The 24,094-nt window shown below is 67.2% G+C and carries 23 protein-coding genes and 2 tRNA genes; 16 read left to right on the plus strand and 9 right to left on the minus strand.

Going from position 1 to position 24,094, the window contains the following annotated elements; all coding sequences use genetic code 11:
* Positions 1-64 precede the first annotated feature (64 nt).
* The 8 genes from ACPEH8_RS05850 (at position 65) to ACPEH8_RS05885 (ending at position 8,162) form a co-directional block, all read left to right on the plus strand.
* Positions 65-1,153 (plus strand): acetylornithine deacetylase, encoded by a 1,089-nt coding sequence (locus tag ACPEH8_RS05850; protein ID WP_017356625.1) that lies wholly within the window; start codon positions 65-67, stop codon positions 1,151-1,153.
* A gap of 73 nt (positions 1,154-1,226) precedes the next feature.
* Positions 1,227-2,555, plus strand: coding sequence for an acetylglutamate kinase (locus ACPEH8_RS05855; protein WP_017356624.1), 1,329 nt, complete (start codon positions 1,227-1,229; stop codon positions 2,553-2,555).
* Between the two features lie 4 nt (positions 2,556-2,559).
* Positions 2,560-3,159 (plus strand): GNAT family N-acetyltransferase, encoded by a 600-nt coding sequence (locus ACPEH8_RS05860; protein WP_017356623.1) that lies wholly within the window; start codon positions 2,560-2,562, stop codon positions 3,157-3,159.
* On the plus strand, positions 3,156-4,112 hold the full coding sequence (gene argC / locus ACPEH8_RS05865) for an N-acetyl-gamma-glutamyl-phosphate reductase (protein WP_166473233.1): 957 nt from the start codon (positions 3,156-3,158) through the stop codon (positions 4,110-4,112). The genes ACPEH8_RS05860 and argC overlap by 4 nt, the downstream gene beginning before the upstream one ends.
* A 12-nt stretch (positions 4,113-4,124) precedes the next feature.
* Entirely contained in the window at positions 4,125-5,420 is a 1,296-nt protein-coding gene (gene argH / locus ACPEH8_RS05870) for an argininosuccinate lyase (RefSeq protein WP_153165156.1), read from the plus strand.
* 45 nt (positions 5,421-5,465) lie between these two features.
* On the plus strand, positions 5,466-5,726 hold the full coding sequence (locus tag ACPEH8_RS05875) for a YciI family protein (protein ID WP_423666249.1): 261 nt from the start codon (positions 5,466-5,468) through the stop codon (positions 5,724-5,726).
* A gap of 13 nt (positions 5,727-5,739) precedes the next feature.
* Positions 5,740-6,891, plus strand: coding sequence for a glutamate 5-kinase (gene proB / locus ACPEH8_RS05880; protein WP_136003261.1), 1,152 nt, complete (start codon positions 5,740-5,742; stop codon positions 6,889-6,891).
* Positions 6,892-6,914: 23 nt separating this feature from the next.
* Positions 6,915-8,162, plus strand: a complete 1,248-nt coding sequence (locus ACPEH8_RS05885) for a glutamate-5-semialdehyde dehydrogenase (protein ID WP_136003262.1) — start codon at positions 6,915-6,917, stop codon at positions 8,160-8,162.
* 24 nt (positions 8,163-8,186) lie between these two features.
* Here the strand turns inward: ACPEH8_RS05885 and ACPEH8_RS05890 are convergent, their stop codons facing one another.
* The 6 genes from ACPEH8_RS05890 to ACPEH8_RS05915 all read right to left on the minus strand — a co-directional run bounded on the left by ACPEH8_RS05890 (position 8,187) and on the right by ACPEH8_RS05915 (position 12,926).
* Positions 8,187-9,398, minus strand: a complete 1,212-nt coding sequence (locus tag ACPEH8_RS05890; RefSeq protein WP_017357473.1) for a CynX/NimT family MFS transporter — start codon at positions 9,396-9,398, stop codon at positions 8,187-8,189.
* Positions 9,399-9,683: 285 nt separating this feature from the next.
* Positions 9,684-9,760 (minus strand) — tRNA-Pro (locus tag ACPEH8_RS05895).
* 136 nt (positions 9,761-9,896) lie between these two features.
* Positions 9,897-9,973 (minus strand) — tRNA-Pro (locus tag ACPEH8_RS05900).
* A 48-nt stretch (positions 9,974-10,021) separates the two neighbouring features.
* Positions 10,022-10,135, minus strand: coding sequence for a cytochrome bd-I oxidase subunit CydX (cydX, locus tag ACPEH8_RS05905; RefSeq protein WP_017357474.1), 114 nt, complete (start codon positions 10,133-10,135; stop codon positions 10,022-10,024).
* A 31-nt stretch (positions 10,136-10,166) separates the two neighbouring features.
* Positions 10,167-11,321 carry a cytochrome d ubiquinol oxidase subunit II gene (cydB, locus tag ACPEH8_RS05910; RefSeq protein WP_017357475.1) on the minus strand — a complete coding sequence of 385 codons (1,155 nt, stop codon included), beginning with the start codon at positions 11,319-11,321 and terminating at the stop codon, positions 10,167-10,169.
* 15 nt (positions 11,322-11,336) lie between these two features.
* Complete coding sequence (locus ACPEH8_RS05915) at positions 11,337-12,926, minus strand: cytochrome ubiquinol oxidase subunit I (protein ID WP_017357476.1); 1,590 nt, start codon at positions 12,924-12,926, stop codon at positions 11,337-11,339.
* A gap of 230 nt (positions 12,927-13,156) precedes the next feature.
* Between ACPEH8_RS05915 and cydD the strand changes: the two genes are divergently transcribed.
* Both cydD and cydC read left to right on the plus strand, forming a co-directional pair.
* Entirely contained in the window at positions 13,157-14,884 is a 1,728-nt protein-coding gene (gene cydD, locus ACPEH8_RS05920; RefSeq protein WP_423666251.1) for a thiol reductant ABC exporter subunit CydD, read from the plus strand.
* A complete protein-coding gene (cydC, locus tag ACPEH8_RS05925) occupies positions 14,881-16,551 on the plus strand; it encodes a thiol reductant ABC exporter subunit CydC (RefSeq protein ID WP_287251261.1) in 1,671 nt (556 codons plus the stop codon). Before cydD ends, cydC begins: the two co-directional genes overlap by 4 nt.
* Before the next feature lie 999 nt (positions 16,552-17,550).
* On the opposite strand, the gene ACPEH8_RS05930 is transcribed toward cydC, so the two are convergent.
* Both ACPEH8_RS05930 and ACPEH8_RS05935 read right to left on the minus strand, forming a co-directional pair.
* The gene (locus ACPEH8_RS05930) at positions 17,551-17,790 is read right to left on the minus strand and encodes a hypothetical protein (protein WP_423666253.1); all 240 of its coding nucleotides are present in this window, start codon (positions 17,788-17,790) and stop codon (positions 17,551-17,553) included.
* 337 nt (positions 17,791-18,127) lie between these two features.
* Positions 18,128-18,532: a hypothetical protein gene (locus ACPEH8_RS05935; protein WP_136003268.1), complete on the minus strand. Its 405-nt coding sequence runs from the start codon at positions 18,530-18,532 to the stop codon at positions 18,128-18,130.
* Between the two features lie 287 nt (positions 18,533-18,819).
* On the opposite strand from ACPEH8_RS05935, the gene ACPEH8_RS05940 reads away from it, so the two are divergent.
* Together ACPEH8_RS05940 and ACPEH8_RS05945 are read left to right on the plus strand one after the other, a co-directional pair.
* A complete protein-coding gene (locus ACPEH8_RS05940) occupies positions 18,820-19,089 on the plus strand; it encodes a membrane protein (RefSeq protein ID WP_017355080.1) in 270 nt (89 codons plus the stop codon).
* A gap of 154 nt (positions 19,090-19,243) precedes the next feature.
* Positions 19,244-19,924: a hypothetical protein gene (locus ACPEH8_RS05945; protein WP_017355081.1), complete on the plus strand. Its 681-nt coding sequence runs from the start codon at positions 19,244-19,246 to the stop codon at positions 19,922-19,924.
* A 40-nt stretch (positions 19,925-19,964) separates the two neighbouring features.
* On the opposite strand, the gene ACPEH8_RS05950 is transcribed toward ACPEH8_RS05945, so the two are convergent.
* Entirely contained in the window at positions 19,965-21,674 is a 1,710-nt protein-coding gene (locus ACPEH8_RS05950; RefSeq protein WP_423666255.1) for a hypothetical protein, read from the minus strand.
* A 168-nt stretch (positions 21,675-21,842) separates the two neighbouring features.
* Between ACPEH8_RS05950 and ACPEH8_RS05955 the strand changes: the two genes are divergently transcribed.
* From ACPEH8_RS05955 to ACPEH8_RS05970, 4 genes are all read left to right on the plus strand, one after another.
* Entirely contained in the window at positions 21,843-22,175 is a 333-nt protein-coding gene (locus tag ACPEH8_RS05955) for a hypothetical protein (RefSeq protein WP_423666256.1), read from the plus strand.
* Between the two features lie 180 nt (positions 22,176-22,355).
* Entirely contained in the window at positions 22,356-22,745 is a 390-nt protein-coding gene (locus ACPEH8_RS05960) for a hypothetical protein (RefSeq protein ID WP_423666258.1), read from the plus strand.
* Positions 22,746-22,758: 13 nt separating this feature from the next.
* On the plus strand, positions 22,759-23,256 hold the full coding sequence (locus ACPEH8_RS05965) for a hypothetical protein (protein ID WP_423666260.1): 498 nt from the start codon (positions 22,759-22,761) through the stop codon (positions 23,254-23,256).
* A gap of 114 nt (positions 23,257-23,370) precedes the next feature.
* Positions 23,371-23,955: a hypothetical protein gene (locus ACPEH8_RS05970; protein WP_423666261.1), complete on the plus strand. Its 585-nt coding sequence runs from the start codon at positions 23,371-23,373 to the stop codon at positions 23,953-23,955.
* Positions 23,956-24,094: the final 139 nt, after the last annotated feature.

Here is a 24,094-nt window from a genome sequence, read left to right on the forward strand (position 1 = left end):
CGCCGCGCCACCCGTAGTGGCGGCCCGCGGCCGGCACTGCCCACCCTGATGGATTCCCGGACTGATGTTGGAACACACGCTCAACCACCTGCAGGCACTGGTGTCCTTCGACACCCGCAATCCGCCGCGTGCGATCACCACCGGCGGCATCTTCGACTACCTGCGCGCGAACCTGCCCGGGTTCAACGTCGAGGTGATCGATCACGGTGACGGTGCGGTCAGCCTGTACGCGGTGCGGGGCACCCCGAAGTACCTGTTCAACGTGCATCTGGATACCGTGCCCGATTCGCCGCACTGGACCGCCGACCCGCATGTGATGCGGCGTACCGACGACCGCGTCATCGGTCTGGGCGTGTGTGACATCAAGGGCGCGGCGGCAGCCTTGGTGGCTGCGGCCAATGCCAGCGATGGCGATGCCGCGTTCCTGTTCTCCAGCGACGAGGAAGCCAACGATCCGCGCTGCATCGCCGCGTTCCTGGCCCGTGGCATTGCATATGACGCGGTGCTGGTGGCCGAGCCGACCATGAGCGAGGCGGTGCTCGCCCATCGCGGCATCAGCTCGGTGCTGATGAACTTCGCCGGACGCGCCGGGCATGCCTCGGGCAAGCAGGATGCGGCCGCCAGCGCGCTGCACCAGGCGATGCGCTGGGGCAACCGCGCGCTGGACCACGTGGAATCGCTGTCGCATGCGCGCTTCGGCGGGCTCACCGGCCTGCGCTTCAACATCGGCCGGGTCGACGGCGGCATCAAGGCCAACATGATCGCGCCGGCGGCTGAACTGCGGTTCGGCTTCCGTCCGCTGCCGTCGATGGACATCGACGCGCTGCTGGCCACCTTCGCTGGTTTCGCCGAACCGGCCGCGGCGCTGTTCACCGAAACCTTCCGTGGCCCGAGCCTGCCGGCCGGCGACATCGCCGAAGCGGAAAACCGCCGCCTGGCCGCGCGTGACGTGGCCGACGCACTGGATATCCCGATCGGCAACGCGGTGGACTTCTGGACCGAAGCCTCGCTGTTCTCGGCGGCCGGTTACACCACGATGGTGTACGGTCCGGGCGACATCGCCCAGGCCCACACCGCCGACGAGTTCGTGACGCTGGAGCAGCTGCAGCGTTACACCGATGCCGTGCACCGGATCATCGCGCACGGCGCCTGATCGAACGACGCCGTCGTGGCCTGCCACTGACGGACCCTCCATCGCGGCTGCGGCCGCCTGTGACGATACTGAAATGCCTTCTTCCCTCCAGCCCCACCGCCAGACCCGCCAGACCATCGTGCGCCTGCTCTCGAGCATGGCCAGCGCGAAGGAGATCAGCCAGTACCTCAAGCGCTTCTCGCAGCTGGATGCCAAGCGCTTTGCCGTGGTCAAGGTCGGCGGCGCCGTGCTGCGCGACGACCTGGACGCGTTGACCTCCTCGCTGTCGTTCCTGCAGGAAGTCGGGCTGACCCCGATCGTGCTGCACGGCGCCGGTCCGCAGCTGGATGCCGAGCTGTCGGCCGCCGGGATCGTCAAGGAAACGGTCAACGGCCTGCGCGTGACCTCGCCGGAAGGCCTGGCCATCGTGCGCCGGGTGTTCCAGGCGTCCAACCTGCAGCTGGTCGAAGCGCTGCAGCAGAACGGCGCGCGTGCAACCTCGATCACCGGTGGCGTGTTCGAGGCCGAGTACCTGGACCAGGCCACCTACGGGCTGGTCGGCGAGGTGAAGAAGGTCAACCTGGCCCCGATCGAAGCGAGCCTGCGTGCCGGGTCGATCCCGGTCATCACCAGCCTGGGCGAAACCCGCTGCGGGCAGATCCTCAACGTCAACGCCGATTTCGCCGCCAACGAGCTGGTGCAGGAACTGCAGCCGTACAAGATCATCTTCCTCACCGGTACCGGTGGCCTGCTGGATGAAGAGGGCAGGGTGATCGACTCGATCAACCTGTCCACCGAATACGACCAGTTGATGCAGCAGCCGTGGATCCACGGCGGCATGCGCGTGAAGATCGAACAGATCAAGGACCTGCTGGACCGCCTGCCGCTGGAGTCGTCGGTGTCCATCACCCGCCCGTCGGACCTGGCCAAGGAACTGTTCACCCACAAGGGCTCGGGCACGCTGGTGCGCAAGGGCGAAAAGGTGCTGCGCGCCACCGCCTGGAGCGAACTGGACCTGCCGCGCCTGAAGGGCCTGATCGAATCCAGCTTCGGCCGCACCCTGGTGCCGGACTACTTCGACAAGACCCGCCTGCTGCGCGCGTACGTCAGCGAGAACTACCGCGCCGCGGTGATCCTCACCGACGAGGCCGAAGGCGTGTACCTGGACAAGTTCGCGGTGCTCGACGACGCGCAGGGCGAGGGCCTGGGGCGCGCGGTATGGAACGTGATGCTGGAAGAAACCCCGCAGCTGTTCTGGCGCTCGCGCCACGGCAACCCGATCAACCACTTCTACTACGCCGAATCCGACGGGTGCTACAAGCAGGGCGCCTGGAAGGTGTTCTGGTTCGGCGCCGACGGCTTCGAGCGGATCAAGACCTACGTCGATCATTGCGCGGTGCGTACACCGAGCCTGGAGGGCTGAACCGATGAATCACGCCGATTGGACCCGGGTCCCCACCCTGGCCGGCACGCACGCGCGGCTGGAGCCGCTGCAGATGTCCCACATCGATGGCCTGCGCGGCGCGCTGGGCGACGGCGCCCTGTCGCAGCTCTGGTACACCCAGGTGCCCTCGGCCAGGACCATGACCGGCTACGTCCAGGCCGCGCTGCAGGCGCAGGCCGAGGGCAAGGTGCTGCCGTTCGTGGTGTTCAACGCGGACGACGAGATCGTCGGTACCACCCGTTACTACGGCTTGGAAGAAGAGGTGCCGCGCCTCAGCATCGGCTACACCTGGTACGGGCAGGCCGCGCAGCGCACCGGGGTCAACACCGAGGCCAAGCTGATGCTGCTCACCCATGCCTTCGAGCGTCTGCAGTGCCTGAGCGTGGTGTTTGAGACCAGCTGGTTCAACTTCGCCTCGCGCACCGCCATTGCGCGCCTGGGCGCCAAGCAGGACGGCGTGTTGCGCAACCACAAGCGCCACGCGGACGGCACGCCGCGCGACACCGTCATCTTCTCCATCATCGACGCGGAGTGGCAGGGCGTGAAGCGCCACCTGCAGCACCGCCTGGACGCACACGCATGAGTACCTCCACCCCCTTCACCGTCGGCATCGTCGGCGCCCGTGGCCACACCGGTGCCGAGCTGATCACGCTGATTGCCGCGCACCCGAACCTGCAGCTGGGCTTTGTGTCCTCGCGCGAGCTGGCCGGGCAACCGGTTCCCCACCTGACGCAGCAGGACGGAGCACCGCTCCTGTATGAGAACCTGGATGCCGACGCGGTCGCTGCCAAGGGCATGGACGCGGTGATCCTGGCGCTGCCCAACGGCCTGTCCGCGCCGTTCGTGGCCGCCCTCACCGCTGCGCGTCCTGACACGGTGATCGTGGACCTGTCGGCCGACTACCGCTTCAACGAGCACTGGTACTACGGTCTGCCGGAACTGACCCGTGGCGACTACCTGGGCCAGAAGCACATCAGCAACCCCGGCTGCTACGCCACCGCGATGCAGCTGGCGATCAGCCCGCTGCTCAAGCACCTGGCCGGCCCGCCGCAGTGCTTTGGTGTCTCGGGTTACTCCGGCGCGGGCACCACGCCGTCGGACAAGAACAACCCGGCGCTGCTGCACGACAACCTGATGCCGTATTCGCTCACCAACCACATCCACGAGCGCGAAGTGTCCGCGCACCTGCGTGTGCCGGTGGAATTCATGCCGCACGTGGCACCGCATTTCCGTGGCATCACCATGACCGTCAACCTGTGGCTGGACCGCGTCCACACCCGTGAGGAGGTCGTGGCCGCCTACCAGGCCTACTACGCCAACGAGCCGCTGATCGAGGTGATCGACGAGGCGCCGTGGGTGAGCCGCATCGCCGGCCGGCATGGCGTGCAGATCGGCGGCTTCGATGTGGCCCCGGGCGGCAAGCGCGTGGTGGTGGTGGCGACCCTGGACAACCTGCTCAAGGGCGCGGCCACCCAGGCCATGCAGAACCTCAACCTCGCGCTTGGCCTGGACGAACTCAGCGCAATTCCGCATTGATTGGAGCAAGACATGGCAGACCTTCTGTGGCAGAAGCCCGGCGTGGCGGTGGACGCCAGCATCCAGACCTTCCTGGCCGGCGACGACGTGATCCTGGATCGCGAGTTTTTCCTGTACGACGTGGCCGCCAGCAAAGCGCACGCCCAGGGGCTGGAGAACATCGGCATCCTGTCTGGCGATGAGCGCACCGGCCTGCAGCGCGAACTGGACGTGCTGGCCGACGATTTCCGCAGCGGCGCCTTCGTGCTCGACGAGCGCTTCGAGGACTGCCACTCGGCGATCGAAGCGCGCCTGACCGAGCGCCTGGGCGATGCCGGCCGCAAGATCCACACCGGGCGCAGCCGCAACGACCAGATCCTGGTCGCCACGCGCCTGTGGTTGAAGGACAAGCTGCTGCACGTGGCCACGGTGAGCCGCGAAGTGGCCAAGGTCGCACTGGACCGTGCCGAGGCCGAGAAGGACCTGCCGGTGCCGGGCTACACCCATATCCAGCGCGCCGTGGTGTCCTCGGCGGGCATGTGGTGGGCCGGCTGGGCCGAAGCCTTCATCGACAACGCCATCCGCGCCCACGACACCTTCGCCCTCATCGACGCCAACCCGCTCGGCACCGCCGCCGGCTACGGCGTCAACCTGCCGCTGGACCGCGCGCACACCACCGCCGCGCTCGGCTTCGCGCGCATGCAGGTGTCGCCGATCTACGCGCAGCTCTCGCGCGGCAAGTTTGAACTGGCCGCACTGGAAGCGCTCGGCGGGGCCACCCTGGACCTGCGCCGCATCGCGTGGGACCTGTCGCTGTTCACCAGCGGCGAGTTCGGTTTCGTCGCGCTGCCGGCGCAGTACACCACCGGCAGTTCGATCATGCCCAACAAGCGCAACCCGGACGTGATCGAGCTGATGCGCGCCACCCACGCCAGCGTGGCGGCCGCACGCACCGAGATCGAACAGCTGCTGTCGCTGCCGTCCGGTTACCACCGCGATCTGCAGAGCAGCAAGGGCGCCATCTTCCACGGTTTCGGCCGCGGCCTGGCCGCGCTGGACCTGCTGCCGGCGCTGCTGGCCAACCTGGAATGGCGCGAGGACAAGCTGCGCGCGGCGATCGACTCGGGCATGTACGCCACCGATGTCGCCGTTGAAGCCGCGGTTGCCGGCGTGCCGTTCCGCGAGGCCTACAAGGCCGCCGCGGCCGCCTCGGATACCGCTGGCCAGGGCCGCACGCCCGAAGGCAGCCTGGCCGCGCGCGTGTCGCCCGGCGCGGCTGCCGACCTGCGGCTGGACGAACTGCGCGCCCGCTGGGCCGCGCTGGTGTAATCACGACGGCGGCCGCGAGGCCGCCGTTCTTCTTGGGAGACTGACATGAAGATCTGCTACCTGGTGCTGGTCACCCGCACGCCCGCATTCCGCGACGAGGTGGGCATGGCGCACGCGCGCTTCCTCGATACGCTGCGCGCCAATGACCAGCTGCTGCTTACCGGTGGCTTCACCGACAAGACCGGCGGCGCCTACGTGCTGCAGAACCTCACCGATCGCGCCGCCGCGCAGGCCATTGTCGACGCCGACCCGTTGATGGCAGAGGGCAGCGCCACGGCCACGGTCCACGAATGGTCCACCCGATGAGGCGTACGTCGCGATGACTCCGACCCGCGTGCAATCACCGTTTCCCGAGCAGCCGGTGCCCGCGTGGAAGCGCGCGGTGCTCAAGGTCGGCAGCAGCCTCCTGGCCGCCGACGGCGGTGGCCTTTCGCCGCGCCATGCGCTGGGCCTTGCCCAGTTCGTGTCCGCGCATGTGCTGGCCGGGCGCGAAGTGGTGATCGTGTCATCCGGCGCGGTCGCGGCCGGGCGCGCCATCGTGCCGCGCGCACTGGAAGCCGGTGCCGCGATGGCGGCGCGCCAGGCGCTGGCCGCGCTTGGCCAGGCGCAGTTGATCGGGCTGTGGCAGCGCTTCTTCGAACGCCCGGTGGCGCAGGTGCTGCTCACCCACGACGACCTGCGCAACCGCCGCCGCTATCTCAATGCACGCGCCACCCTCAACGAACTGCTGCGCCTGGGTGCCTTGCCCGTGGTGAACGAGAACGACACCGTGTCGGTGGACGAGCTCAAGCTGGGCGACAACGACAATCTCGCCGCCACCGTGGCAGCGCTGATCGATGCCGACGTATTGTTCATCGCCACCGACATCGACGGCCTGTACAGCGCCGACCCGCGCCGCGATCCGCAGGCGCACCCGATCCACGACGTCCCCGAACTGACCCCGCAGGTGCTGGCGATGGCCGGCGGCGCCGGCAGCGGGGCTGGCACCGGCGGCATGCATACCAAGCTGGAAGCGGCGGCCAAGGCCGGCCGTGTCGGTATCGAGACCTGTCTGTTCAACGGCCGCGACAGCGACGTGGTACGTGCACTGGCGCAGGGCCGGCTGTTCGGCACGCGCATCCATGCCGGCCAGACCCGGGTTGCCGCACGCAAGTACTGGCTGCGCCATGCGCCGTTGGAGCCGGGCGCGATCCTGGTCGATGACGGCGCCGCCGCCGCGCTGCGCGACAAGGGCGCATCGCTGCTGCCCGGCGGCGTGCTCGGTGCCGAGGGCGACTTCCGCCGCGGCGACATGGTCGAGGTGCGGCTGCGCACCGGGACCGGCGAGCTGCGCCTGGCGCGCGGCGTCAGCCAGTACTCGGCCAGTGATATCCGCCGCGTGGCCGGCCACCACTCGCGCGACATCGAGCGCGTGCTGGGCTACAACTACGGTGGCAACGTGATCCACCGCGACGACCTGGTGCTGCTGTGATGCCTTCGACCGAGACCCCTGCCATGACCGATATCCGATCCCTGGCCACGCAGTGCCGGGATGCCGCGCAGCAGCTGGCGCAGTTGTCTTCGCCGGCCAAGGCGGCCCTGCTTGAGGCAATGGCGGCAGCGCTGGAAACCGATGCCGAGGGGATTCTGGCCGCCAATGCGCGCGACCTCGCGGCGGCGACGGAGAAGGGCGTCGGCAGTGCGATGCTGGACCGCCTCGCGCTGGACCCGCGTCGGCTGGCCGGTATCGCCGCCGCACTGCGCGAGGTGGCCGCACTGCCGGACCCGGTCGGCGTGGTCACCCGCGACGACGTGCGCCCCAACGGTATCCGCGTGCAGAAGGTGCGCGTGCCGCTGGGGGTGATCGCGATGATCTACGAGGCACGCCCGAACGTCACCGCCGATGCGGCCGCGCTGTGCATCAAGGCGGGCAATGGCGTGATTCTGCGTGGTGGTTCCGAGGCGATCCACTCCAATACGGCGATTGCCGCCGCCCTCAAGCGCGCGCTGCGCGAGGCGGGGGTGCCCGACGCGGCCCTGACCCTGGTCGAGGACCTGCGCCGCGAGACCATGCTGGCGCTGCTGCAGCTCAACGACCTGGTGGACCTGGCGATTCCGCGCGGCGGCGAAGGCCTGATCCGTTTCGTGGCCGAGCATGCGCGGGTGCCGGTGATCAAGCACTACAAGGGCGTCTGTCATCTGTACGTGGACCGTGCCGCCGATCTGCAGCGCGCCGTGGCGCTGCTGGTGGATGGCAAGTGCAGCCGGCCGTCGGCCTGCAATTCACTGGAGACGCTGCTGGTGCATGCCGATGTCGCCGGCACCTTCCTGCCGCTGGCCGATGCGGCGCTGCGCGAGCGCGGTGTCGCGCTGCGTGCCGACGACCGCGCCCGCCAGTGGCTGGCCGATGCCGCACCGGCCACCGAGGACGATTACGCCGCCGAGTACCTGGACCTGATCCTGGCCGTGCGCGTGGTCGACGATCTCGACCAGGCGCTGGCGCATATCCAGCAGTACAGTTCGGACCATACCGAAGTGATCGCCACCGACGACCCCGCTGCCGCCGACCGCTTCGTCCACGCACTGCGCTCGGCGGTGGTGATGGTCAACGCTTCGTCGCGGTTCTCCGATGGCGGCGAACTCGGCCTCGGCGCGGAGATCGGCATCTCCACCACGCGCCTGCACGCCTACGGCCCGATGGGGCTGGAGGCGCTGACAGTGGAGCGTTTCGTGGTGCGTGGCGACGGCCAGACGCGGGCGTAGGGCGCGGTTACCGCGCCCGGTGTCTCACCACTGGTCTTCCAGCTTCTGCGGCTTGCAGGCAATCCACGACGCCGTGAGCAGCACCAGCGCGCACAGCGCCAGGAAGCCGAAGGGCAGGTGCCAGCCACCGCTGACCGCATGCAGCCAGCCGAACAGGAACGGGCCGAGGCAGCTGAACGCGTAGCCGACGCCCTGCATGAACCCGGACAGCGCGGCCGAGCCGGCCGGCGTGCGGGTGCGCAGGTTGATCAGGGTCAGCGCCAGCGGGAAGGTGGACGGACCAATACCCAGCAGCACCGCCCACAGCCACGGCGCCTTCATCGGCGCGAACAGCAGCCCGGCGAAGGCGATCAGGAAGGCGGTGAAGCCGATCAGGACCAGCGGGAAGGGGTTGCGCAGGCGCACGGCCAGCGCCGGCATGGTCAGCGAGGGCAGCAGGCCGAGTGCGGCGAAGATGGCCACCATGATGCCGCCGAAACGCGGCGTGGCGCCGGCTTCCACCACGATGCGCGGCAGCCAGGTGAACATCGAGTAGGTCATCAGCGAGGTCATGCCGAACATCAGCGTCATGCCCCAGCCCAGCGGTGTCTTCCAGACCTTGCCGTGCGGCTGGGCACCGGGTTCGCTGGTCGGGGCCAGCGGATCCGGGTGCGGGCGGCTGCGCGCCAGCAGCAGCCAGGGCAGGGCGGCGGCCACGGCCAGCAGCGCCCAGATGCCCAGCGACACGCGCCAGCCGGCCTGTTCGGCCAGGGGCACGGCGAGCAGCGCCGGCATCATGGTGCCGATCTGCAGCACGGTGATGTAGAGCGTGCTGACAGTGCCGACGCGGTTGGCGAAGTAGCGCTTCACCAGCGGCGGCACCACCACATTGCCGATGCCCATGCCGGCCAGGGCGACCACCGACCCGAACAGCAGGCTGCCCACGCCACCGGCCAGCGAGCGCAGCAGGAGGCCCACGGCGGCCAGGGCCATCGCCAGCAGCGCGGTGCGCTCCAGGCCGATGCGGCGTGCCAGCATCGGCGTGGTGACGCCGAACAGCGCGAACGAGGCGGTCGGCAGCATGCCGAGCACGCCGGTCATGGTGGTGCCGAAGCCAAAGGTCTGGCCGAGCACATCCAGCAGCGGCGTGACCGAGGTGACGGCGGTGCGCAGGTTCAGCGCGGCCAGCAGGATCGCGGTGAAGGCGAGCACGCGCCCCCGCAGCAGGGACGTGTCATGGGAAGGGGTATGGGGCATGGCGTGGATCTCTTGCAGGTGGCGCGATCACGGTGGGGGCCGGATGTGCGGAAGCGCAGACACCGGCAGAGTGCCGGAGACTGCGGGAGTGCGATGGCAGGGATGCGGCAGAGTGCGCGCATCCCGGTGGCGGGCATTGTACCCGCCACCCATGAACCGGTCGTGCCCACCCGGTGGGCCGACCGCCGCCAAGGAGGGGGCGGCCGCTGGGCGGCAACCCCAGACAGAGGGACACAAAAAAGCCCGGAGGACGGATGTCTTCCAGGCTTCAATGTGACCATCAACTGGTCGGGGAGACAGGATTCGAACCTGCGACCTCTACGTCCCGAACGTAGCGCTCTACCAGACTGAGCTACACCCCGTAAGGAGCCGCCTATTGTATCGATCCCACCCTTCGGCGGCAAGGGGGACCGTGAAACGCCTTCGGTGCCGTGTTGCCACGGCTCTTACAGAAAAGCCTGGAATTGACGCTTCCAGGCTTCAATGCGACCACCGGAGTGGTCGGGGAGACAGGATTCGAACCTGCGACCTCTACGTCCCGAACGTAGCGCTCTACCAGACTGAGCTACACCCCGAAGGAGCCGACAAGGATACGGTGTGAAGACCGCGCCGGCAACCTTTTTTTAGCCTTCTTCGTTATCCGTACGGCTCTGCTCGCGGGCTTCGAACCACATGCCGTTGAGGATGGCCACGACCGAAGCCAGCCCTGCACCAAGAATCCAAGCGAAGTACCACATTGTAGATCTCCTAGAGCGCCACCGGGGCGCGTCAGTAAGCGTTGGGGTTGTCGCCCATTTCTTCAGTCGTGGTCTTGCCCTTCATCACGCGGTAGACCCAGGAGGTGTAGGCGATGATGATCGGCAGGAAGATGGCCGTGGCGATCAGCATGATCCCCAGGGTCAGGTGGCTGGAGGAGCTGTCCCAGACGGTCAGGCTGGAGCCCGGCTGGCTGGAGGAGGGCAGCAGGAACGGGAAGATCGCAAAGCCCACGGTCAGGATGATGCCGGCGATCGAGGCGCCCGACGCGATGAACGCCAGGCCGCCGCGACGGGCCCGCAGCAGGACCGCGCTGGCCAGTGCACCGATCAGGCCGAGGATCGGGAACAGCACGGTGGCGGGCATGCTGCTGTAGTTGCGCATCCAGCCACCGGCCAGGCTGCCCAGTTCAGCGGTCTTGAGCAGCGGGTTGGTCGGGCCATCGGTGACCACCTGGGAGGTGATCTGGTAGCCCGGCAGGCCGAAGGCCACCCACACACCGGCCAGTGCAAACAGCACGAACGTCAGCACCGCCGCGACGCTGCCGTAGCGGGCAGAGCGCTCGGCCACCGGGCCGTCGGTCTTGAGCACCAGCATTGCGGCACCGTGCGCGACCACCATCGCCACGCTCACCAGACCGGCCAGCAGCGCGAACGGGTTGAGCAGGCCGATCAGGGTGCCGGTGTAGAAGATGCGCATGCTGTCATCGAAGTGGAACGGCACGCCAACCAGCACATTGCCCACCGCCACGCCGGCGATCAATGCCGGCAGCAGGCCGCCGACGAACAGCGCACGGTCCCAGTTCCCACGCCAGCGCTTGCTGGGCATCTTGCTGCGGTACTTGAAGGCGACCGGGCGCAGGATCAGCCCGAACAGCATCAGGAACACCGCCAGGTAGAAGCCGGAGAAGCTGACCGCGTACAGCGGCGGCCACGCGGCGAAGATCGCACCGCCACCGAGCACCAGCCACACCTGGTTGCCTTCCCACACCGGGCCGACGGTGTTGATCACCAGCCGGCGTTCGTCGTCGGTCCTGGCCACGAACGGGAGCAGGGTGCCAACGCCGAGGTCGAAACCGTCCATCACCGCCCAGGCGATCAGCAGAATGCCGAGCAGCAGCCACCAGATCACGCGGAGCGTGGTGTAATCGAGTCCAATGAATTCCATCTGGGTTCTCCTGCCTTACGCCTGACCGTGGGTCGGCGCAGCGGCATTGGGGGAAAGGGACGTGGCTGCAGCCTGCAGCGACGGCAGGATGTCGTCCGGGCCCTTGCGGATCGCCTTCAGCATCAGCTTCACTTCGATCACCAGCAGCACCGTGTACAGCGCGGTAAACACCGCCAGCGTGGTCAGGATTTCATGCAGGGCCAGGCCCGAGGCGGCATAGAAGGTCGGCAGCACGCCGTCCACCGCCCACGGCTGGCGGCCGTACTCGGCCACGAACCAACCGCATTCGATTGCAATCCACGGCGCCGGCAGCGTCCACAGGGCGAGCTTGAGGAACCAGCGCTTGTCCTGGAAGTTGTGGCGGCAGGAGAAGTAGAAGGCCACCGCGAAGAACGCGATCAGGTAGAAGCCCAGCCCGGCCATGATGCGGAAGGTCCAGAACAGCGGGGCGACCCGCGGCACGGTGTCCATCGCCGCCTTCGAAATTTCCTCGGGGGTGGCGTTGAGGATGTCCTCGCGATAGCGCTTGAGCAGCAGGCCGTGGCCAAGATCCTGCCAGTGGCGATCGAACATTTCGCGCGCTTCGACGTCGTTCTTGTCCTTGCGCACGCGCTCCAGCGCACCGTAGGCCAGCTGGCCACCGCGGACGCGGTGTTCCGCACGCTCGACCAGCTCCAGGATGCCCGGAATCGGCTGGTTGAACGAACGCGTGGCGATCAGGCCCATCAGGTACGGGATCTTCACCGCGTAATCGTTCTGCTGGGTCTGCTGGTTGGGAATGCCGAAGGCAGTGAAGTCGGCCGGCGCACGCTCGGTTTCCCACATCGCTTCAATGGCCGCCAGCTTCATCTTCTGGTGCTCGCTGGCGGCGTAACCGCTCTCGTCACCCAGCACCACCACCGACAGCGAGGACAGCAGGCCGAAGGCCGCGGCCACTGCGAAGGAGCGGCGCGCCATGTCCCTGTGCTTGTTGCGCAGCAGGTACAGCGCGCTGATCGACATCACGAACACCGCACCGGTCACGTAGCCGGCGCTGACCGTATGCACGAACTTGGCCTGCGCCACCGGGTTGAACAGCACGGCGGCGAAATCCACCACCTCCATGCGCATGGTTTCCGGATTGAAGATCGCGCCCGTCGGGTTCTGCATCCAGCCGTTGGCGATCAGAATCCACACCGCCGACAGGTTGGTGCCCAGGGCCATCAGCCAGGTCACGGTGAGGTGCTTGACCGGGGTCAGGCGCTTCCAGCCGAAGAAGAACAGACCGATGAAGGTCGCTTCCAGGAAGAACGCCATCAGGCCTTCGATCGCCAGCGGGGCGCCGAAGATATCGCCGACGTAGTGGCTGTAGTACGACCAGTTCATGCCGAACTGGAATTCCATCACGATGCCGGTGGCAACGCCGATGGCGAAGTTGATGCCGAACAGCGTGCCCCAGAACAGGGTCATCTGGCGCCAGACCTGCTTGCGGGTCATGACGTACACGCTTTCCATGATGGCCACCATGAAGGACAGGCCAAGCGTGAGCGGTACGAAAAGGAAGTGGTACATCGCGGTCAGAGCGAATTGCAGCCGCGACAGTTCTACGACTGTCTGATCAATCATGGCCTGGCTACCTCGTTGGGTTTTGCCGTTACAGGTGGCGGGAAGGGGGGTCTACGGGGTGAATTCTGTGACCGACAACTTCAATTAGCCTTGATTTAGATCAATGTACAAACGATCTCGCGAAGGAATGGTATGCACCCTGGCCGAGCCTGCGACCGCTTGCCGCACGAGCGACGTGCCAGCACCCTCTACAATCGACGGAACCTCCTTGTGGCCGCCAGTGAACCGTTTTGAGCATACCCCCTGACGCCACCGTTGTTGAGACCGCCGCCCTGCGCCGGCAGCGCCTGCGCTGGCTGGGCGGGCTGGGCGGGGCCGCCCGCCGCCAGCAGCGGCTGGCCGCCCTGTGCATCTGCCTGTCCGGGGCGCTGCTGATCGGCCAGGCCGCCGCCATCGCCTGGCTGATCCAGGCCGTACTGGTCGACCACCGGCCGCTGGCCGAGGCCACCCCGGTCCTGCTGGGGCTGCTGGGGCTGCTGGCGGTACGGGCCGCGCTCGGCACCGCCACCCAGGCGGCCGCCGGCGATGTGGCCGACGCCGCGCGCCTGGCGCTGCGCGAGCGGGTCTACCGGCGGCTGCTCGGGCGCGGCCCGTTGTGGCTGCGGCAGCAGCGCACCGGCGAGATGGGCGAGCTGATGCTGGCCCATGCCGATGCCATCGAGAGTTACTACGCCGGCTATCAGCCGGTCCGCATCGAAGTGGTGGTGGTACCGCTGCTGATCGCCCTGGCCGTGGCCTGCGCCGACTGGGTGGTGGCGCTGATCCTGGTGTTCACCGCGCCCCTGGTGCCGTTCTTCATGATGCTGGTGGGGTGGGGCGCCGAAGCCGCCGGTCGCGCGCAGCTGGGCGAGCTGGCGCGCATGAGTGGCCACTTCGCCGACCGCATCAAGGGCCTGGGCCTGCTGCGCCTGTATGGCCGCGGCGAGGCCGAGCTTGCCGGGGTCGAGGCGGCCGCCGAAGGCGTGCGCGAACGCACCATGAAGGTCCTGCGCATCGCCTTCCTGTCCTCCACCGTGCTGGAGTTCTTCGCGTCGGTCAGCGTGGCGATGGTCGCGCTGTATCTCGGTCTGAGTTATCTGGGCCTGATGTCGCTGCATGCGCAGGTGCCCACGTTGGGCATCGGCGTGTTCTGCCTGCTGCTGGCGCCGGAGTTCTACGCGCCGCTGCGGCGGCTGGCCGCGCACTACCACGACCGCGCCAACGCACTGGCCGCGGCCGCCGAGGTGGAGCGCCTGCTCGGCGAGCTGCCGGAAGACGTCACGGCCGACGCGCCGGCCGCCACCGCGCGCACGCCGGAGCTGCTGGAAGCGCAGGCGCCGCCGGTGGTGGTGCGCGATCTCAGCCTGCGCCCGCTGGGCGCCCAGCACGACGTGGTGCAGCACCTGTCGTTCCACATCGAGGCGGGCCAGCGCGTGGCGCTGGTCGGGCCCAGTGGCAGTGGCAAGAGCACCCTGCTCGAAGCGCTGGCCGGCTGGCTGCCGCCGCAGTCGGGCAGCATCGTGCTGCGGCCGGGCCTGGAGATCGGCTACGCCGGCCAGCGCCCGTACCTGTTCCACGGCAGCATCGCCGACAACCTGCGCCTGGCCGACCCCGGCGCCACCGATGCGCACCTGCGTGCGGTCGCCGAGGCGGCGCAGGTGATGCGCTTCGCCGCCGCCCTGCCGCAGGGCCTGGACACCGTGATCGGCGAGCGTGGCTTTGGCCTGTCCGGTGGCGAGGCACGGCGTATCGGCCTGGCCCGCCTGCTGCTGCGCGACCCGCAGCTGCTGCTGCTCGATGAGCCCACCGCCTTCCTCGATCCGGAGACAGAGGCCGACCTGCTGCGCACCCTGGCCGCGTTCGCGCGCGGCCGCAGCGTGGTCATCGCCACCCACAGCGAGGCCGCCATGCGCTGGGCCGACACGCGGCTGACCCTGACCGCCGGTGGCGCCCGGCACGCCTCGGAGCTGCCGGCATGAGCGCGCCCCGCATCGACACCCTGCGCGGCGTGTTCGCCCGCCATCGTGCCCGCCTGCTGCTCACCGTCCTGCTGCTGTGGACCACGATGCTGGCCGGCACGGCACTGCTGGGGCTGTCCGGTGGTTTCCTCACCGCCGCCGCGCTCGCCGGTGCCGCCGGGCTGGGCAGCGGCTTCAATTTCTTCTCGCCTTCGGCCGGCATCCGCGGCCTGACGATGGCGCGCATCGTCTCGCGCTACTTTGAAAAGCTGGTCGGCCACGACGTCACCCTGCGCATCGCACGCGACCTGCGCGTGTGGTTCTTCCGCCGCGCGCTGCCGCTGGCGCCGGCGCGTCTGGCCGGCATCCGCACCGGTGAGCTGCTGGCGCGACTGATGTCGGACATCGGCGAAGTCGACGGCCTGCTGGTGCGCGCGATCGGGCCGCTGCTCGCACTCGGCGGCATCTCGCTGGTGGGCGTGCTCTCGGCCGGCATCATCTACCCGCCGGCGGCCGCGCTGCTCGCGGTGCTGACGCTGCTGGTCGGCATCGGCGTGCCGTGGCTGACCGTGCGTGGCGCCGCCGGGCAGGAGCGCGATCGTGCGCTGCACCGGGCCCAGCTGCGCACCCAGGCGTTTGAAGGCCTGGAAGGCGCGGCCGACCTGACCGCCCTGCAGGCACGCGAGCACTGGAACCTGCGCGTGCTGGTCGCCGCCAAGCAGCTGCGCTCCCGCGACCGCCGCCGCCGCTGGCGCCTGCTCAGTGGCACTGCGCTGCACGGCCTGTGCGCGGCCGGCGGCCTGGTGGCCATGCTGTGGCTGGCCTTGCACGGCTTCGAGACCGGCGCCATCGACGCCGCACTCGCAGCCGCGCTGGTGTTTCTCACGGTGGCGCTGCTCGAACTCTGGGCCGGCATCGGCCTGGCCTGGCAGTCCTGGCTGTCCGGCCGCGTGGCAGCGGTGCGCCTGGATACCATCGTCGACCAGCCGCCGGGCGTGGACGAGCCGGCCGACCCGGTCGCGATTCCGCTTGAGCCGGCCACCCTGGCATTCGAGCGCGTCAGCTTCCGTTGGCCGGGCCAGTCGCGCGCACTGCTCGACGAAGTACAGCTGCAGCTTCGCCCCGGCGAGCGCATCGCCATCCGCGGCGACAGCGGCAGCGGCAAGACCACCCTGTCGTCACTGCTGCTGCGGCTGTGGGACCCCGATGGCGGCTACGTGCGCTATGGCGGCATCGACATCCGCCACGTCGCGCAGGATCAATGGCACCGCCAGATCGCCTGGCTGCCGCAGAACGCACCGGTGTTCGCCGGCACCGTCGCCGACAATCTGCGTCTGGGCGACCCCGAGGCCAGCGACGCGCGGCTGTGGCAGGTGCTGGCAGACGTGCGCCTGCAGACATGGGCCGAACAACTGGGGGGATTGTCCGCCTGGGTCGGCGAGAACGGGGCCACGATGTCGGCCGGCCAGGCACGCCGTCTGGCGCTGGCCCGCGCGCTGCTGCGCGAGGCACCGATCCTGCTGCTGGACGAGCCCACCGAAGGCCTGGACGTGGATACCGCGCAGGCACTGCTGCACGACATGGTGGCCGCGCTGGGGCAGCGCAGCCTGTTGATGATCACCCACGACGAACTGCCGGAGGGCATCGTGCACCGGAGTTATCGGTTGCGTGAGGGTGGGTTGGGGTAGGGCGGAAGGTTTGCTGACCAGGCGATGGGCTGCGGGGCGTGCTGAAAGGCCCAGAGATCAAGTGTTCACTCCCATTGGGGAGGCCAGCCTGCGACCTGCTGGTCAAAATTTGCAACGGAAATCAGAGGGCGTCGTTCTACTTCCACTGTAAGCGTACCGCCAGCCACCTCCGCGCGAACCGCGGGGATCTGGGAACAGTGTTACTTCCGGGACGTTGAAGCCCGAGTTCGGTGGCACTGGTGAGTATGGTTCTGACTTGGGGACGCTAGCTGGCGAGACTCGTCCAGCGGGGCCTGGTGATCCAGCACCAGCAGGTTCGCAAATCGGCGAGAACGGGGTGTTTGGTCGCGAAAACTCTTCTGGGGGACATAGCATCGATATCCCCGCTAACCGCGACAAGCCGCATGAGACTCTTCACTATCCGCGTGAGAAATGAACACACATCTTTCAATCGATCTTGTAAATTTCGATCGTGCTGGCTTGGGAGGCACCATCGGCAAGACGCTTAAGTGCGTCAGTTGGCCCGAAAGGCAGGCTTCCGAATGCACTTGGCAATTGGAAATTATTTGGGAAGGCGGTACTGTTTGGACGGTTCGAAGTAGGCCGACAATGACCGAGTCAGGTCATGAGATGGGCGCGCTCCAAATCGAGGAGTCGCATGAATCGTCGCTCTCTCCGGATTTTATCCGGGCTATCTTGCCTATCGATGATTTCGTTTTAGCCGGTTATCGCATTGCCAGAGCTTTGGAGAGTAATGTGATATCGGATTGTGCAATTTCACTAATTGATGGTGGTGGTAGGGAGCTGGTCATATCGACGGCTCCTGCATCTGGTGCAGTCTCACTGTGTCGCTGGGGAGAGCCCCGGCCAAAAACAGAGTTCGATCCGTCAAGTTTCGTTTGGGGGCTGGAAGTAACGAGGTAAGATTTGGTTGCCAACCGCCCATGAAGCACAAGGCCCGCAGTGCGGGCCTTGTGATGGTTGGCATTGTGATCGTGCTCAGCGTCCGGCCTGCGCGAGCAACGAGTCCAGCACCTCGCTCACCATCTTCTGCTTGGCCTTTGGTAGCTGACTGATCCGCTCCAACTGCTGTTGCAGCTTTGGTGCCGGTCCGCGCTTGCCCGCAGGACGCAGCCCCGGCGCTCCGATCGGCTCCTCCATCGTCACCGCCAGCCCGGTCGCCAGCGCCGGCAGCAGCGACACCGGGACGCGCCTGCATCCGATCTCGAACGAACCCATATCGTTTACCGATCCGGACGGGCGACAAAGTGTCGGTAATAGTGAGCGTTTCCACGAAGACTACAGGCCGGCGCTACCGGAGTTGGCCTCTGGTGTTGGCCGATGCCTGATACAGGCGCAATTGCGTAGGCCGGGCGCGCCGAGGGTGTCGGACAGATCGTCTACGTCACCGAGTAGCGGGCCGTGTCGCTCGGCATAGAGGGCACGGGTGCATTGATGCGTATGCAGCTGCTCACGCATCACCCTGCGGAGAATGCTCGACGATGGGGCACGTGGCCTGCATTACGGGCCTTGTCGCTCAGAGACGGTCGCGCCCAAACGCGAATGGTCCAGTCCCTCAGAGCTTGCCGGCGTTCTCGTAGCGCGCCACACCCTGTTCCACAAGGTGCTGCAGTTCCTGCAGCAGCGCCGGGTCCAGAGCATCGAAATTGAAGCAGGACTTTCCCTGCATGCGCTTCTTCAGTGCGGGGCTGATATCACTCAGCAGCTCGGGGAAATCGTAGACCGGCATGAAGTGAACGACATGCTTGCGGCCAGAGACCTTCACTGCCCCGAAGAACTGCGCCTTGCCCTTGGCGTCGAGGTGTCGGCAGTTTGCGTAGAAGTGGTCGTCTTCATCGTGCACAACGTCAAGCCTGCTCCGGTAGGGAATCATAAGACTCCGCAGCGCGGCGAACAGGTTGGGCTGCGTTTCCGCTGCGGTGCTGTTCGTAGTGGCGGCGGATTGGCGTGGCGTCTTCATGAGGTCTGCCTGGAACGGAACACGATGGCGGAAGGGTGCGGCGTCCTTGCGGTTTCAGGCTAGCACGCGGGTATTGGACGATGGTCGGCTCTGGTAGGCAAGCGCCGGGCCACGCTGACGACAGGGCAGGTATGGCGATCGGTGCTGAAGAAAAAACGCCGTGTGAGCATGCGTTTTACGACCTCTTCACGCCCTCTCCACGTCTTCCAACCAGAACTGAAAGCCTCTCGTGGCGCCAACAAAAAGGCAGCTATATTCCAGTCTCCCCAGACAAAGGAGGGACTGCAATGACCATGACCAAGCATCACCTGACGCTCGCCCGTACGCTCGGCGTGGCGATCATCGCCACCGTCGGCCTTGGCGGCTGCGCCACCTACAAAGACGAGTTCGCCTCGATCAACTCACGCCTCGACCAGCTTGATGTGAAGGTGCAGGGCGCTGCCCAGAGCGCCGAGTCCGCCAACCAGTCCGCGCAGCAGGCCAACCAACGTCTGGATCAGATCGAAGGCCGCGTCCAGCAGCTCGAAAAGGCGCCCCGTCGCCAGCCACGCGGCTGATCGCGCCTGCACACCTGGTGTGCAGGGTATGAAGTGGAACCGGTGGCCGTTGTTGGCCACTGGTTTCGTTTAAGCCCATCGTTCCATCCGAAGGAATCGTCCCATCGTTATGTACTCACACGCAGCACGACGTGCCGTCTCTGGTGCGCTCGCCGTGGCGCTGGCATTTGCAGGTGCCGGCGTTGCCAGCGCCAAGGATGCCGCCCCGCAACCGGTCGCCGCCGTCGATGAACTGCCGAAAGGCCAGGACGTCTCCGACACCGTGATCGAGCTCGCGGGGTGGGTGGTCGCCACCAAGGACAGCCAGGGCTATCCGTTCGCCATCATGGACAAGGCCGCAGCACAGATCCTGGTGTTCGACGGCGAGGGCCGGCTGCGCGGCGCGGCGCCGGGGCTGTTCGGCTCGGCGACAGGGGACCATACCGCCCCGGGTGTCGCCGGGCTGGCGCTGCGCGAGATTCCGGGTCGGGACCGCACCACGCCGGCAGGCCGCTTCGTAGGCGGTTACGGCCCGTCGATCGACGCCGGCCGCGTCCTGTGGGTGGATTACGAGTCCGCCGTTTCCATCCATCCCACCGCGACCGGCGTCCCGGCCGAGAAGCGGGTGGAACGCCTTGCGTCCGCCTCGCCGGACGACAACCGCGTGACGCATGGCTGCATTAACGTCTCGCCCGGGTTCTACGAGCAGATCATCAGCACCACGTTCCAGCGGGGCGGGGTGTTCTACATCCTCCCGGATGCCGACCCGATCGAGAAGACCTTCCCCGCGTTCGCGAAGAGTCGCGCGGCATCGCAGGACGAAGACGGAAAGCGCACGCGCTCCGCTCGCAGGTAAACCGACGCGTCACCACTGAAGCAGGCGGGGTGGGCGAGGGTTACTTGCGATCTCCAGGACATGCGTCGGGTTGGCAGGCCAGCGCCTCCCACACCCGGCCGCGCCGCTGTGCCGGGGTTGTCACCGCTTCGACCGCTCCCGCACCAAGGCGATCCTGCAACTGCTGCAGATACAGGCTGCGCGGGATCACCACCTGTGACGGGTGCTCCACGATGCCGGCGGGCTCTTCGGGCTGGAACTTGCCCGGTACGGCATTCCCGATCTCTCCCACGCTCCAGTTCATCGCATGCGGCGGCGCCTGCAGCACGTAGTGCGCGCTGCCCGTGTTCCAGAACATCTGCTGCGCGCCGGCCCAGCCGTGGCCGGACCCGCTGCGACGCCGGTTCTGTGCCCGAAGCTGAGTGTCGCGGGTGTTGTCGTACAACGTGCCGGTGGCCCAGCGATGGTGCGGGCCGCTGTCGTTGGTGCCGTCCACGGCCAGGCAGTCCAGGAAAACGTTTGGCCCGGGGGTGAGCGCGCCGGTGACGACGCTGTGCCGGGCGTGCTCGGCATAGCAGCGCTGGGTCAGGTTGAACGACGCGTTGCCTTCGTAGTTGTACGCGTAGCGGCGCATGCCCTCGGTCTGCCCATAGCGCGGGTCCAGATAAGCCAGATCCTGGAACGTGTTGAAGTGGGCGCCGTCGTGCGCGGTGATGCCGTGAGAGACATAGCGCAGCGTGACATTGCGCACCCATGAATCACGCACACCGTTGAAACGGATGGCCGTGTACGGCCCATTATCGGGCGTACCTGCAGCCGTGCCGGTGTCGGGGTTGCCTTCCAGACGCAGGTCCTCGATGCCGACCTCGCCGATGCGCTGCACAGCGACGCGATACACCGTACCGCCGCCGAAGCGGCGCTCGATCGCATCCACCACCGGTGCGTCCAGCACCAGCGCGTCGCGATCCACGGCGGCCACCACGCGCGCGTAGTCCATCGCGAAGCCGTCGGGCGTCCAGCCATAGCGGGCGGTATCGATTCCGTCGGCACCCAGCCAGGCGGCATTGGGCGTGCGACGCAGAATGAGGGTGTCGCCCACGCGATACCCGGCGGTGGAGGCCAGCGGCACCCGCATTGCCCCCACCGGCACGTACGCGGCGCTGATGCGGGACGACGGCAGGCCGGCAGTGTCCACCAACCGGGAGGGCTCGCGGTTGCCCGCCTCGATGATCCGACCCTGCCGGCCGGTGTAGGTCGAACGGATGATCGTGCCGTTGCTGCCGCGCCCTTCACCGCGCAGCACAACGCCGCCGCTGCGGATGACCAGCCCGTTCGAGACGGTGTAGCGCCCGCGCGTGAGCAGCACGACGCCGCGCATGCCGTGCGCATCGGGCGTGCGCGCACTCACCGTGTCGATGGCCTGCTGGATGCGCGCGTGGTCGTCGCCGCCAGCGGAGGGAGCAAGCACCACGCGGACGGGAAGCGAGGCGGGCGCAGGCAGCGCTACGCCACCGCCGCGGTAGCCGGCGCGCGAGAAGTCCGGAACAATATGCCGGGCCTGCGTGCCGCCGCGCTCGCGGTACATGCCGTAGCGCAATCGGCCATTGCTGCCTGGTGCGACCAGCGGCGCGTCTGCGGCCGTATCGATGGGATGGGTGAAGAATGCGGCGGAGCCGGGCCCATCCGCGGCGTGCAGCACCGTCGGCGCGCACGCGGCGAAGGCGATAAGGGCAAGCGCGGCGATTCTGCGGGACGGCGGCAACGGGCGCATTCGGGTGGTTTCATCCGTGAACGGGCAGGCGCTGATGGTAGCAATGCACTGCGGGGTGCCGGCGGGCATCGCAGGACCGATAGTGCGTCGGCTTGCCAGCGGGGCCCGGCAGCCCCAGGATCGAACCTGTCGTTTCCACTCTGACGCAGGAGGAGGCCTGTCAGGCCCTTGACCCATATGGAAAGTGCTGATCGCATAACGCTTGATGATCTGTCAGATGTTCGCAAGGCCGTAGCGGTCATGCGCTCACGATCAATTCTTGCAGCCGCTGCGGGTGGACCCATCTTCAGTGCGCTTCTGGCCACGGCGTGGCTTTGGCTGCATCCGGGTGGGGTGTCTGTGGCCGTCGCTCTAGCTGTTGTGAGCTATCTACTGTTCGGCCTGCCGCTCCTCGTGCGCTGGATTCTGCACTGGCGCAGAATCCATCAGCGCCTCACGGACGTCGAGGTGCGGGTCAACGCAGGTGAAACGGTGTACGGGTCGGAGGTGCGGTTCCGCTAGCCCCGTGCCCGAATCGAGCCTGGCGCCGACCCCGGCGCTTGGGCCCGCTCATCCCCCCGCTTGTTGGACGGCCGCGGCCCTTCTATGATCGAGCCGCGTCAGGTAAGCGCCCGTCTACGCGGCTGTCTGGGCACGTCGTGCAAGTGGCTTATGGGTCCATCCATTGGAAGGGTTTCGCTCATGGCTGCCGTCATCCGCGTTTTGATGGTCCTCTCCGTTGCTCTGCTGTCGGGCGCGTTGCTTCTGCCCCTGGAACGCCCCGTGCACGTGGAATTTTCACTGGATCAACCCCCTCCGATGTGGGTCTTCGGTGCGTTCGTGCTGCTGGTGGGCGTGGTCACTGGCGGCGCAGCATGGACAGGGCTCGTGCGGTTCAGGCGGTGGGGGCGTCTGCTCGCCATCGTTTCCTCTGCCCTGATCGTCCTGGCGGCAGGGCTGCTGGCACAATCGCCACTGATGGGGCAGGTGAGTGGCCTTGGCATCGCGCTGTTTGCTGCCGCTGCGTCAGCGTGGCTGTGCGGTGTCGCCCTGTCCTATCACCCGCTTGTTGCGTCGCGCTTCCAGGCATGAGTGCTGTCAACCAATGCGTCGAACGATCCTCCAGGATGTTGCCAACACGCTTTGCCACATGCTGGTCGGCTGGCGCATGGGCGATGATTTTGACGTCCTTGCAGCGCTTCCGGATGGCACGCTCTTCGTTGATGTCCTCGCAGGCACCGCCGCCCACAGTGCGGCGGGAGCTGTCCACCTCCGTATCGCAGGCAAGTTGCAGGCATGGTTCCACCATCGCCTGAACGTCATCCAGATTCCCGTTCAGGCTCTGTCGTCGGCACAGGTGTTGGCCGAGATCCGCACGGATCGCCTCGCTACCAACCGCAAACGGATCGTCTCGTTTGACGTCTCCGTGTGTTCGGTGATTTCCACCGACGAATGCCGTTACACCGGCAAGCTGCATGAGGTGCACCGCTGGCATTCGCGGGTGCCGACTACCTGCGGCCCGGGGAGGATGGCGCCCTGGCCCACCGTAGTCTGCTTCCGGGCGGCATCCGGCCAGCGAGAGCGGTGCGAAACGCATCAGTGATCTGGATTACCATCCATTCGGGCCGATCCGGTCCACGGGAACCCATCAGAGGGCGTCATGAAGCGCGCGGTTCTTGCCGTAATCACAAGTGCAGTCCTGGGCGGATGCGCCACCGTGAACCAGAACACCACGTTCGATGGCAGCGATGGCAACGCATTTGTCCTGGTCGCTGCCGACAACGTGCCTGATCGGGGCGTGAGCAGCCACAGCTTCGTCTTCAGCAGGGTCGACCTGCAGTCTTCAACCTTCCTGCCGGAGTGGTTCTCCATTACCTTCGACGGCGGAGCGGGCACGTTCGTCGTCGACGAATTGAAGAAGCCAGAAGGTCTCAACACGACGCTGCGTTTCGGTGCCCGTTCCGTGGTGCCCGGCGACTACGCCTATGCGGCGAGGCGGGATCTGCAGGGCAATCTGCAGACGGAGCACTGCTATGCCAAGGGGGCGGGCGTGTTCCGTATCGTTGCGGGCAAGACCAACGTCATTTCACTTGGTGATGTGCTCAACGACATGGGCAGCGATCCTGACGTCGCGCTGGATCAGGGCGCGACGATTCTGACCGCGTATCCGAAGATCAGCGCGCCGCTCGTGCAGGCGCAGCAGGTGGGTTCGATCACGTTCCCGCCGGCGAAGTCGCTGGGCTGGGAGGGCTGCCTGAACCGGAATGTCACGGCCTTGACGGTCATTTCGGCAACACCGTAGGTCGTGGCCCAGGTGACGCGTCAGCGAGCTCGCGTTGACACGTACGCCATTCCCCCGCACCAGCGGCCAGACTGTCCCGGATGCGTCCATCACGGAACTGCTGCAGATAGAGACTGCGAGGTGTCGTCACCTGGCCCAT

Source organism: Stenotrophomonas sp. NPDC077461 (genome assembly GCF_049545475.1).
Classification (GTDB): Bacteria; Pseudomonadota; Gammaproteobacteria; order Xanthomonadales; family Xanthomonadaceae; genus Stenotrophomonas; species Stenotrophomonas nematodicola.

What these genes read in the sequence shown, in the direction of transcription:
- ACPEH8_RS05930 (WP_423666253.1), bottom strand. Translation starts at nt 17,790, where the DNA reads ATGGGTTCGTTCGAGATCGGATGCAGGCGCGTCCCGGTGTCGCTGCTG.
- ACPEH8_RS05890 (WP_017357473.1), bottom strand. Translation starts at nt 9,398, where the DNA reads ATGCCCCATACCCCTTCCCATGACACGTCCCTGCTGCGGGGGCGCGTG.
- ACPEH8_RS05935 (WP_136003268.1), bottom strand. Translation starts at nt 18,532, where the DNA reads ATGAAGACGCCACGCCAATCCGCCGCCACTACGAACAGCACCGCAGCG.
- ACPEH8_RS05915 (WP_017357476.1), bottom strand. Translation starts at nt 12,926, where the DNA reads ATGATTGATCAGACAGTCGTAGAACTGTCGCGGCTGCAATTCGCTCTG.
- ACPEH8_RS05950 (WP_423666255.1), bottom strand. Translation starts at nt 21,674, where the DNA reads ATGCGCCCGTTGCCGCCGTCCCGCAGAATCGCCGCGCTTGCCCTTATC.
- ACPEH8_RS05860 (WP_017356623.1), top strand. Translation starts at nt 2,560, where the DNA reads ATGAATCACGCCGATTGGACCCGGGTCCCCACCCTGGCCGGCACGCAC.
- ACPEH8_RS05940 (WP_017355080.1), top strand. Translation starts at nt 18,820, where the DNA reads ATGACCATGACCAAGCATCACCTGACGCTCGCCCGTACGCTCGGCGTG.
- ACPEH8_RS05885 (WP_136003262.1), top strand. Translation starts at nt 6,915, where the DNA reads ATGACCGATATCCGATCCCTGGCCACGCAGTGCCGGGATGCCGCGCAG.
- argC (WP_166473233.1), top strand. Translation starts at nt 3,156, where the DNA reads ATGAGTACCTCCACCCCCTTCACCGTCGGCATCGTCGGCGCCCGTGGC.
- ACPEH8_RS05850 (WP_017356625.1), top strand. Translation starts at nt 65, where the DNA reads ATGTTGGAACACACGCTCAACCACCTGCAGGCACTGGTGTCCTTCGAC.
- cydC (WP_287251261.1), top strand. Translation starts at nt 14,881, where the DNA reads ATGAGCGCGCCCCGCATCGACACCCTGCGCGGCGTGTTCGCCCGCCAT.
- argH (WP_153165156.1), top strand. Translation starts at nt 4,125, where the DNA reads ATGGCAGACCTTCTGTGGCAGAAGCCCGGCGTGGCGGTGGACGCCAGC.
- cydX (WP_017357474.1), bottom strand. Translation starts at nt 10,135, where the DNA reads ATGTGGTACTTCGCTTGGATTCTTGGTGCAGGGCTGGCTTCGGTCGTG.
- ACPEH8_RS05855 (WP_017356624.1), top strand. Translation starts at nt 1,227, where the DNA reads ATGCCTTCTTCCCTCCAGCCCCACCGCCAGACCCGCCAGACCATCGTG.
- ACPEH8_RS05875 (WP_423666249.1), top strand. Translation starts at nt 5,466, where the DNA reads ATGAAGATCTGCTACCTGGTGCTGGTCACCCGCACGCCCGCATTCCGC.
- cydB (WP_017357475.1), bottom strand. Translation starts at nt 11,321, where the DNA reads ATGGAATTCATTGGACTCGATTACACCACGCTCCGCGTGATCTGGTGG.
- proB (WP_136003261.1), top strand. Translation starts at nt 5,740, where the DNA reads ATGACTCCGACCCGCGTGCAATCACCGTTTCCCGAGCAGCCGGTGCCC.
- ACPEH8_RS05965 (WP_423666260.1), top strand. Translation starts at nt 22,759, where the DNA reads ATGCGTCGAACGATCCTCCAGGATGTTGCCAACACGCTTTGCCACATG.
- ACPEH8_RS05960 (WP_423666258.1), top strand. Translation starts at nt 22,356, where the DNA reads ATGGCTGCCGTCATCCGCGTTTTGATGGTCCTCTCCGTTGCTCTGCTG.